Below are 10,310 nucleotides of genomic sequence, written 5' to 3'. Positions count from 1 at the left end.
ATTCCTGAAGAAATCCTGCAGTTTGAAGGCCAGACAAAAGGCAAACTGGGTACCCCGCAAGCTCGTACAGTTGTCGACGGTATTGTTTACGAAAATCTTTCCACGTTTTTGATGGAAAATGGGGAAGAGTCCCAGGAACTCGTACGTAAGGCGATTAAGGCTAGGGATGCCCGCGAAGCAGCACGTAAGGCGCGTGATGACAGTCGGACCGGCCGTAAACGGAAAAAAGATCAGGGTCTGCTTTCCGGGAAGTTAACGCCGGCACAGACCAAGAATCCTAAACGCAATGAACTTTACCTAGTCGAAGGGGATTCGGCTGGCGGCTCTGCCAAGCAAGGGCGGGATCGTAAGTTCCAGGCGATTTTACCGTTGCGTGGGAAAGTCCTGAATACACAAAAGGCCAAGCTGCAAGATATTGTTAAGAACGAAGAAATCAATACGATGATTTACACAATCGGTGCCGGTGTCGGCGCGGATTTTGATATTCAGCAAGCTAATTACAATAAGATCATCATCATGACCGATGCGGATACCGATGGCGCGCATATTCAGATTCTGTTGCTGACATTCTTTTATCGGTACATGCGGCCGCTGATTGATGCCGGACGGGTTTATATTGCATTGCCACCGTTGTATCGCCTGCAAAAAGGTGCTGGCGCCAAGACCAAGATCAGCTATGCCTGGACCGATGAAGAGCTGGCTAAGGAAACCAAGGCCATGGGGAAGGGCTATACGCTGACCCGTTTCAAAGGGCTTGGAGAAATGAACGCCGACCAGTTGTGGGAAACCACTATGAATCCGGAGACACGCACGTTGATTCGGGTGCGGATTGACGATGCTCAGTTAGCCGAACGGCGCGTCACGACTTTGATGGGCGATCGCGTCGAACCGCGGCGTGAATGGATTGAACATCATGTTAAGTTTGACATGGATGACGACGGTAGTATTTTGGAGACACCGACAGCCAACCACGAGAAGTTGCAGTTTGGTGCCAAGCAAATCGTTAAACAGTTAGACAAGAAAGGAAAGTAAAAGCCATTGGCCAATCAGATTCAGGAGTTGACCTTAGAAGAGGTCATGGGCGACCGGTTTGGCCGGTACTCGAAATACATCATTCAAGAACGGGCATTGCCGGATGTCCGTGACGGGCTAAAGCCGGTTCAGCGCCGAATTTTGTTTGCGATGAATCAGGATGGCAACACTTACGACAAAGGTTTTCGTAAATCGGCTAAAAGTGTCGGTAATGTTATGGGTAACTATCATCCACATGGTGATAGTTCGATTTATGAAGCGATGGTCCGGCTCAGCCAGGATTGGAAGTTGCGGGCGCCTTTGATTCAAATGCACGGCAACAACGGATCGATGGACGGGGATCCGCCTGCCGCAATGCGGTACACGGAAGCGCGTCTGAGCAAGATCAGTAAGGAAATGCTGGCTGATATCGACAAAGAGACCGTGGACATGGTTCTCAATTTCGATGACACTGCGCAGGAGCCAACTGTCCTACCGGCTGGATTTCCTAATTTGCTAGTCAACGGGGCCACCGGTATTTCCGCTGGTTATGCGACTGAGATTCCGCCGCATAACTTACGCGAAGTGGTCGATGCCATTTTGTACTTGTTAAAGCACCCGCAAGCTGACTTAAATGACTTGATGCAATATGTAAAGGGTCCCGATTTTCCGACCGGTGGGATCATTCAAGGGCTTGATGGCATCAAACAGGCATACGAAACCGGACGCGGCAAGATTGTGGTACGTTCACGTACGCATATCGAAACCATGCGTGGCGGACGGGAAAAGATTGTTGTCACCGAGATCCCGTACGATGTCAATAAAGCCTTAATGATCAAAAAAATCGACGAACTGCGCCTTAATAAGAAAGTCGATGGCATCGCGGAAGTTCGGGATGAAAGTGACCGTTTCGGTTTAAGTGTTGTCATTGAGCTGAAGAAAGAAGCCGACGCACAGGGTATTTTGAATTATCTGTTCAAGAATACTGACCTGCAGATCACTTACAACTTTAATATGGTCGCCATTGCCGATATGCAGCCAAAACTGCTGGGACTTAAACCAATGCTGGAGGCTTATATTGCCCATCGGCGGGATGTGGTCACGCGTCGTACGCGTTATGAATTGAACAAGGCAGAGGCGCGGCAGCATATTGTTGAAGGCCTGATCAAGATGCTGTCGATTTTGGATCAGGTGATCGCGGCTATTCGTGCTTCTAAGGATAAAGGCGATGCCAAGCGTAATCTGGTTAAGCAGTTTGACTTTTCCGAAGCGCAAGCAGAAGCTATCGTGTCCTTGCAGCTGTATCGCCTGACCAATACCGATATTACTGCCTTGCAAAACGAAGCTGCGCAGCTGGCTAAGGCCATCGCTGGTTATCAGGATATTCTGGCGCGGCCAGCCGCGCGTGACCGGGTCATCGAGCAGGAACTCAAGCGGATTGCCAAGGAATACGGGGATGATCGCCGTAGCAGCATCCAGGCTAAAATTGAAACGCTTGAAGTTGCAACGACGGTAACGGTTGCCGATGAGCCAGTTATGGTTCAAGTATCACGGGATGGATACGTCAAGCGTAGTTCGTTGCGTAGTTACCAGGCCGTTGACCCTGAAGATAACGGACTCAAGGCAAACGATTTGGCTATCTTCACCGGTGAACTGCGAACCTTGCAACACCTTTATATTGTGACGAATGCTGGGAACATCATTTATCGGCCAGTTTACGAAATCAGTGATGCCCGCTGGAAAGATACTGGCGAGCACTTAAGCCAGACGGTCGGACTGGGCACCGATGAAAAGGTATTGGCAGTCTTTGCCTTTGATCAGCTGGATATTGCCGGTAGTTTTGTTCTTGGTTCTAGTGATGGCTATATTAAGCAAACAGCGCTGAGTGATTTACAACCACAACGGACCTATAAACGTAAACCGATGCTGGCCATGAAGCTTAAGACGGCTGGTGCGGTAGTTACGAATGCTTATTTCACCACTGATCAGTCACAGGATGTTTTTGTTGTCAGTCACCATGCATACGGATTAACGTTCCCGTTAGCCGATGTTTCGACCGTTGGCGCGCGAGCAACCGGCGTTAAAAGTATGGATCTAAAACCGGATGACGAGGTCGTCAATTTTATTCTGGTTAAGAATCCGCAAAGCGCGGTCGTTGGGATTCTGACCCAACGCGGTGCGTTCAAACGGATGGCATTAAGTGAAGTCGGCGAAATGAGTCGGGCTCGACGCGGTCTGCTGGTCTTGCGCGAGCTTAAGCGTGATCCGCATCGTATCGTCGCCATGATGGCAGTGGATGAGGATACCCGTTTGGACGTGTTGACCGATGCTGACAAAGTTGTCACGCTGACACCGAGCCAACACCCAACCGGTGATCGTTACTCCAATGGGTCATTCGTCATCGACACAGATGTTCAAGGAAAACCTGTCTTTGTCCGTACACGCGAAGAGATTCCGGAAAAGGACTAAACAAGAAATTATAGGATAGCCGCTTCTGTACTATTACAGAAGCGGCTTTTTTTCTCATTCTAGTACAGAATGATTGTGCACAATTTATCAAATTAGCCTTTAAGCAATTTTTATGAAACAACCAAATACACTAAAAAAACAAAAGAACCCCTGTTATATAGGCAATAAAACGCTTGCATAGATCCCGCACCGTGTTATACTGAGTTTGTAAGAACTGTCACATCTGTAATTCACTTTAGGAGGCAAACACCTATGAAACAGCTTGACGAAACCAAAGTTCCTAATTATTGGGAAGGCTTTAACGGCGGTGACTGGCAAGAAGAAATCAATGTGCGCGATTTTATCGAGCATAACCTGAACCAATATGATGGGGACGAGAGTTTCCTTGCTGGCCCCACTGAAGCAACAACTGTTTTGAACAACCAGGTTCTGAACTTGAAGAAGCAAGAACGTGCCAATGGCGGCGTTTTGGATGCAGACAACAACATTCCATCAACCATTACGTCACATGGCCCTGGCTATCTCAACAAAGACCTTGAAAAGATTGTCGGTGTTCAAACCGACAAGCCATTCAAACGTGCTTTTATGCCATTTGGTGGCATTCGGATGGCGGAAGATGCTTTGAAAGCTTATGGCTTCGAAACTGATCCTGCAGAACACAAAATTTTCACTGAATATCGTAAAACCCATAACCAAGGCGTCTTTGATGCTTATACACCGGAAATGCGCAAGGCTCGTCACTACAAGATCGTTACTGGGTTACCTGATGCATATGGCCGTGGTCGAATCGTCTCAGACTTTCCACGGATTGCCATCTATGGTATCGATCGGTTGATGGAAGAAAAGGTTAACGATTATAACCTGACTGGTGACGGTGAAATGACCGATGATGTCATCAAACTGCGCGAAGAAATCAACGAACAATATCGTGCGTTGAACGATATGAAGAAAATGGCCAAAGAATATGGTTATGACATTTCCCGGCCAGCTGCAAACGCTCAAGAAGCCGTTCAATGGATCTACTTTGGCTATTTGGCAGCTGTTAAGACGCAAAATGGTGCGGCGATGTCTGTTGGCCGGATCGATACGGTTATCGATGCTTACATTCAGCGGGATATGCGTCTCGGCAAGTTAAACGAAGAGCAAGCTCAAGAACTGATCGATCATTTGGTTATGAAATTACGGATGGTTCGGTTCATCCGGACTGAAGAATATAATTCACTCTTCTCCGGCGATCCGATCTGGGCAACCCTGTCCTTGGCCGGTATGGGTAATGATGGTCGGCATCATGTCACCAAGACCGCTTTCCGGTTCCTGAAGACCTTAGACAACATGGGTGCAGCACCGGAACCAAACATTACGTTATTGTGGAGCGAACGCTTGCCAGAAGGCTTCAAGCGCTACGCAACTGAAGTCTCCATCCAAAGTTCAACCATTCAATACGAAAATGATGATCTGATGCGTAACGAATGGGGCACGGACTATTATGGCATTGCCTGCTGTGTATCCGCACAGCCGATCGCTGACGGCGTTCAGTACTTTGGCGCTCGGGCAAACCTGGCAAAGACCGTCTTATATGCCATCAATGGTGGGAAAGACGAAATCCAGGAAGCACAAGTGGGTCCTGAATATGAACCAATCACCAGTGATTACATCGATTACGACGAATTCATGAAGAAGTTCGACAAGATGATGGACTGGTTAGCTGACGTTTATGTCAATGCGCTGAATGTCATTCACTACATGCATGACAAGTATTACTACGAAGCAGCACAGTTGGCATTGAAGGACACCCGGCTGAACCGGACGTTTGCAACCGGTATTTCCGGGTTGTCGCATGCGGTTGACTCTATCAGTGCGATCAAGTACGGTCATGTTAAAGTGATTCGCGATGAAAATGGTATTGCGGTTGACTTTGTTGCTGACAACGACGACTATCCGCGTTATGGTAACAATGACGATCGGGCCGACAACATCGCTAAGTGGTTGGTGAAGACCTTCTACAATAAGATGAACACCCATCATCTGTATCGCGGTGCCAAGTTGAGTACCAGTGTTCTGACCATCACCTCCAACGTGGTTTATGGTAAGAACACCGGGACAACACCAAACGGCCGTCAGAAAGGCGAACCATTCTCACCAGGTGCCAACCCGGCATACGGCGCAGAAAAGAACGGTGCTTTGGCTTCCTTGATGTCCACCGCTAAGATTCCGTATCACTACGCAACTGACGGTATCAGCAACACGTTCGGGGTTACACCAAATACCCTGGGACATGATGATGAAACCCGTAAGGACACCTTGGTTCACATGGTCGACGGGTATATGGAGAACAGCGGCATGCATCTGAACATCAACGTCTTCAACAAGGAAACGTTAATCGATGCACAGAAGCACCCAGAAGAATACCCAACCTTAACTGTCCGGGTTTCAGGCTATTGCGTATACTTCGCAGACTTGACGAAGGAACAGCAAGATGACGTTATCGCACGGACATTCTTCGACGAAATGTAATCCAGTCAACTCAACATCAAAACAGGAAATCATTCCTGTTTTGTCAAAAGACGGCAACGTTGCTGTTGCCGTTTTTTGACAAACTGAAATGAAAATCGTTTGAAAACTATCAGCATACTAGCAGTGGAGGCGGCAAAGATGAAACTTATCGATCAATCGCAAAGCCCGTTAAATATTTTGGAACAGGTCGGGCAGGATCATGAAGGCCCAATTAAGGGTTACGTTCACTCAGTCGAAAGCTTCGGCTCAGTCGATGGACCCGGGATTCGTTTTGTCGTCTTCATGCAGGGGTGTCGCATGCGTTGTCAATACTGCCACAATCCTGATACTTGGAATATCGGCGTCGGTGAGGAAATGACAGCTGATCAGATTTTGGCGGATGCACAGCGCTATAAGGCTTTCTGGGGCGAACAAGGCGGGATTACCTGCAGCGGCGGGGAAAGTCTGGTGCAAATCGACTTTATCCTGGAACTCTTTACTAAAGCCAAGGAGCTTGGTATTTCAACTTGTCTTGATACTTCGGGTGGGCCATTCACGCGCGATCAGCCGTGGTTTGGTCAGTTTGAGAAGCTTATGGCGGTCACGGATATTTCATTGGTGGATATTAAGCATATTGATTCCGCTGAGCACAAGAAATTAACGGGATTCCCGAACGAAAATATTTTGGATATGGTTCAATATATGTCTGATCACGGTGATGATATGTGGATCCGGCACGTGTTGGTACCACAACGTACCGATTTTGATCCTTACCTTAAACGGTTAGGGGACTACATCGCAACTTTAGACAAGAATGTGGTTCAAAAAGTCGAGATCCTTCCTTATCACACGCTGGGGGTCAAAAAATACCATGAACTTGGCATTACCTATCCACTGGAAGGCATCGAACCACCATCAGCAGATCGGGTTAAGAATGCGGAAAATCTGTTGCATGTCCAAGATTACACTGGCTGGCAAAATTGGCGTCCGCGTCCGGCTACCAAGGCGTAGTTTAGTTAGAACTTAACGTAACGATTAAAAACGCGGCAAATCTGTTGCGTTTTTTTAAATGCCACTTATGATGATAAATGATCAGTATTATAAATTTATAAATGAAAGGGAAGCCGCCCCATGAAAACGAAGCAAGAGCGCATTTTCTCCTCGAAGACTCTCACGTATTTTCTGCAACTTGCAGAAACAATGAACTACACCCAGTCCGCTCAGCTGTTGGGCATTACCCAACCTGCATTGACGCAGCAAATCAAGAAGCTGGAGCGGACAGTGGGGGCGCCGCTGTTCTACTCTGTTGGGAAGAAACTGCATTTGTCGGATGCCGGTCAGACAATGTTGAAGGCAACCCACGAGATCTATGAGATCCTGAACCAGACGACTGACGAGATTCAGCAAAGTACCAGCGCAACTGTGGGTAAGATTAACATTGGCTTGTTGAGTTCGATTGAAGACAGCGCCTTTAACGCCTTCATTGCGCATTACTATGATTTGAATCCCGAAGTTGAAATCACTTTGCGGATGATGACCCGTCACGAAATTTGGGAAGCATTAGAAAACAATCAGGTTGACTTGGCGATTATGAATCTGCCTGATGAGACGATCAAGAACTGGAAACCATACGCCAGCAAGAAAATTCTTGATGAGCAATTGCTGTTTTTACATCATGACGATTCGTTGGCAAACCGTAAGCGCCTTCATTTTAAAGATACGCTTGCTGAACCATGGGTTACTTATCCGGATGATTATTTCCTGGGGCAGATGCTTCACGAAGCCTACAAGAATCAGATGGTTGATTTTCCGCATGTAGTTGCGCACTTTACCACGCCATATCAACTTACGCAGTTTGTTAATCACACCGGCGTGAATACTGCCTTGCCGACGAGTTTTGTGACGGCCCACGCTGATCAAATCAAAGCCCATGCTGTTTCATTCGAACCGGCCATTCGCTTTGAGACCTCGTTCGTTTATCGAAAAGAAAAGGCTGATATTCCGCGGATTGCCAACTTCTTTAAGACGTTTGACGCCTATCTGGCAGAAAAAGATTATCTGTCGCGGGTCGGCGAAAACAGTGGTAAGATTGAAAGGTAAATATTGAGCTGAGGAGCGATCGATTAATATGACGACTTTGATTTTTGGACATCAAAACCCAGATACGGATGCGATTACCAGTGCCATGAGCTGGGCCGAGTTTCAAAAGCAGGCGGGCAACACAGATGTTGAAGCAGTAGCACTCGGTGAACCAAATGACGAGACCAAGTTTGTTTTGGATCATTTCAAGGTTCAAGCACCGCGGGTCATTAAAACTGCAGCAAATGAAACTGACACTGTGATGTTGGTGGACCATAACGAATTTCAACAGAGTGTTGCTGATATCGAGGACGTGCAGATTGCGTCAGTGGTTGATCATCACCGGATTGCGAACTTTCACACTGCTGCACCGCTATTCTATCGCGCAGAACCGGTTGGCAGCACGAACACCGTGATCTTCGAACTATTTCAGGAACACGGCTACACGATCTCGCCAACACTGGCTGGCTTGATGGCATCGGGGTTGATTTCCGACACATTGTTGCTGAAATCGCCGACTGCCACGGACAAGGACAAAAAGATTCTTCCTGAAATGGCTAAAATTGCCGGGATTGATTTGCAATCGTACGGCTTAGCTATGCTGAAGGCTGGAACCAATTTGGCTGCTAAGTCTGATATGGATATTATTGAGGGCGACGCCAAGAGCTTCACAATGGGTGGCAAGTCGATCCGGATCGGCCAGGTCAATACCGTTGACTTGGATGACATCTATGCGCGTCAAGATGATCTGTTGAACGCCATGATCAAGGAAGCACAGGCACAAGGTTATGACGACTTCTTGCTGATCGCAACGGATATTTTGAACAGCAACTCAACCGGCTTTGCTGTTGGTGCGGATCGCGATAAAGTCGCGGCAGCGTTTAACGAAAAGTTTGATACGAACGCTCGTTTGGCATTGCCTGGAGTGGTTTCACGTAAAAAGCAAGTCGTACCACCGATGCAAAAAGTATTTGAAGGTTAATCTGCTCGTTTTACGAATATAGTTAATTAAATCGCAGCTGAACATCTTGGCTGCGATTTTTTTGTGTTGTTTAAGTTGGCAAGATGGCAGAGCACTTAAGCTAAACTAAAGCGGATTCATTCGATTGAAAGCAGATGTCCTGACGATGATGAGCATGCGTGGTTAGCAAATTTTTGTGAGTTAAGATTTGATGTAGACTTGATTGACTGTATGAGTGACGGAAATTTACGCAACGTTTAACTGATCGGTTCAATGAGCACACGAGAGCTAGATTTGCGTAATTTGAGTGAACTTCCTGGAAAATCTACGAAATCAACGACCTGTAAACTACTTCGTATAATATATATTATGTAAACTAGAATGAGGAATCAGAGAACGGCACTTTTCGCTGTATTTTGCCGTGGCAGTAAAGTTTTACTAGCACACTCCCCCACTCGTGGATATCGGAATTTTTTTAACAGCAACGAGATTGGCCCAAAAGCAGCGGTCTGATTCGAGGTTAAGAATTTTTCGCAAACTTTATGTACGATGACTGATCAGCGAACTCTATGCAGATGTTTTGGCTTGAACGGGCATTCATCGGATTATCAGTAAATTTGCTCAGACTGGCAAAAATCAATCAATTGTTGCATTATTACCATTTTTGTGATGGCCGCAGATTTTGGCTGATTGCTGATTCATGATGAATTGCTGAAACTTGGGCAAAATGTAATCGAATAACAACCACCAACTGAATTTTTCCAGTAGCAAACAGCGTTCAGTGTTGCAAGCGGCGAATTTCAAAGTTCGGTGGTGCGAGCGAGTTTTCATACATTAATTCAGATCATAAACACGTTTAAGAATTAACGGAATTTGCCAACCTTAACTAGGCTTTGCCGTTTACCTTTGGATAAAGCTAGAACTTTATTCAATACAGTCGCACGGCACATTGTCGATAAAATCTGCGTTAAATCGCGGTTAAGTCGCTCATCTTCCTCGGCATCAGCCTCTTTTTTCGGGTATACTAGCATTATCTAGAAGAAAACATATGTTCGAGGTGATGCTGTTTGTCGACTCAGAATTATCCCAAATTGATTCATGCTATGCTGCCATCTTTGCCTGACTACATTCAGGACTACTACCATAGCCAAAAAGCGATTCCGATTGCTGACTCTACCCTTTACCAGTATCTGCATTTTTATCAGGAGTTTCTTGATTGGCTGATCGCTAGCGGCGTGACGTCCGTTTCTTCTCCGCAATCAGTGCCATTAGAAACGCTGGAGCACCTTTCTTTACG

6 protein-coding genes and 1 pseudogene are annotated in these 10,310 nt (G+C 46.7%); all 7 read left to right on the top strand.

What is annotated here, in order from left to right; all coding sequences use genetic code 11:
* The coding region (locus GSO_RS15405; protein ID WP_044112467.1) for a toprim domain-containing protein at positions 1-1,032 on the top strand (1,032 nt) is incomplete at its 5' end.
* A 6-nt stretch (positions 1,033-1,038) separates the two neighbouring features.
* A complete protein-coding gene (parC, locus tag GSO_RS01990; RefSeq protein WP_010488356.1) occupies positions 1,039-3,480 on the top strand; it encodes a DNA topoisomerase IV subunit A in 2,442 nt (813 codons plus the stop codon).
* Between the two features lie 252 nt (positions 3,481-3,732).
* Positions 3,733-5,994, top strand: a complete 2,262-nt coding sequence (gene pflB / locus GSO_RS01985) for a formate C-acetyltransferase (protein WP_010488355.1) — start codon at positions 3,733-3,735, stop codon at positions 5,992-5,994.
* 138 nt (positions 5,995-6,132) lie between these two features.
* Positions 6,133-6,984 (top strand): pyruvate formate-lyase-activating protein, encoded by an 852-nt coding sequence (gene pflA, locus GSO_RS01980; RefSeq protein WP_010488354.1) that lies wholly within the window; start codon positions 6,133-6,135, stop codon positions 6,982-6,984.
* 120 nt (positions 6,985-7,104) lie between these two features.
* Positions 7,105-8,073, top strand: coding sequence for a LysR family transcriptional regulator (locus GSO_RS01975; RefSeq protein WP_010488353.1), 969 nt, complete (start codon positions 7,105-7,107; stop codon positions 8,071-8,073).
* A gap of 28 nt (positions 8,074-8,101) precedes the next feature.
* Positions 8,102-9,034: a manganese-dependent inorganic pyrophosphatase gene (locus tag GSO_RS01970; RefSeq protein ID WP_010488352.1), complete on the top strand. Its 933-nt coding sequence runs from the start codon at positions 8,102-8,104 to the stop codon at positions 9,032-9,034.
* A 1,046-nt stretch (positions 9,035-10,080) separates the two neighbouring features.
* Positions 10,081-10,310: pseudogene (locus GSO_RS15400) on the top strand (tyrosine recombinase XerS); the annotation flags it as partial.

The organism is Lacticaseibacillus zeae DSM 20178 = KCTC 3804 (assembly GCF_000260435.1).
Taxonomy (GTDB): Bacteria; Bacillota; Bacilli; order Lactobacillales; family Lactobacillaceae; genus Lacticaseibacillus; species Lacticaseibacillus zeae.
The sequence above is the reverse complement of the archived record's forward strand: the minus strand, read 5'-3'. Positions and strand labels throughout refer to the sequence as shown.

Bases quoted from the DNA above. Each gene is read 5' to 3' on its own strand.
- pflB (WP_010488355.1), top strand. From the start codon at position 3,733: ATGAAACAGCTTGACGAAACCAAAGTTCCTAATTATTGGGAAGGCTTT.
- pflA (WP_010488354.1), top strand. From the start codon at position 6,133: ATGAAACTTATCGATCAATCGCAAAGCCCGTTAAATATTTTGGAACAG.
- GSO_RS01970 (WP_010488352.1), top strand. From the start codon at position 8,102: ATGACGACTTTGATTTTTGGACATCAAAACCCAGATACGGATGCGATT.
- GSO_RS01975 (WP_010488353.1), top strand. From the start codon at position 7,105: ATGAAAACGAAGCAAGAGCGCATTTTCTCCTCGAAGACTCTCACGTAT.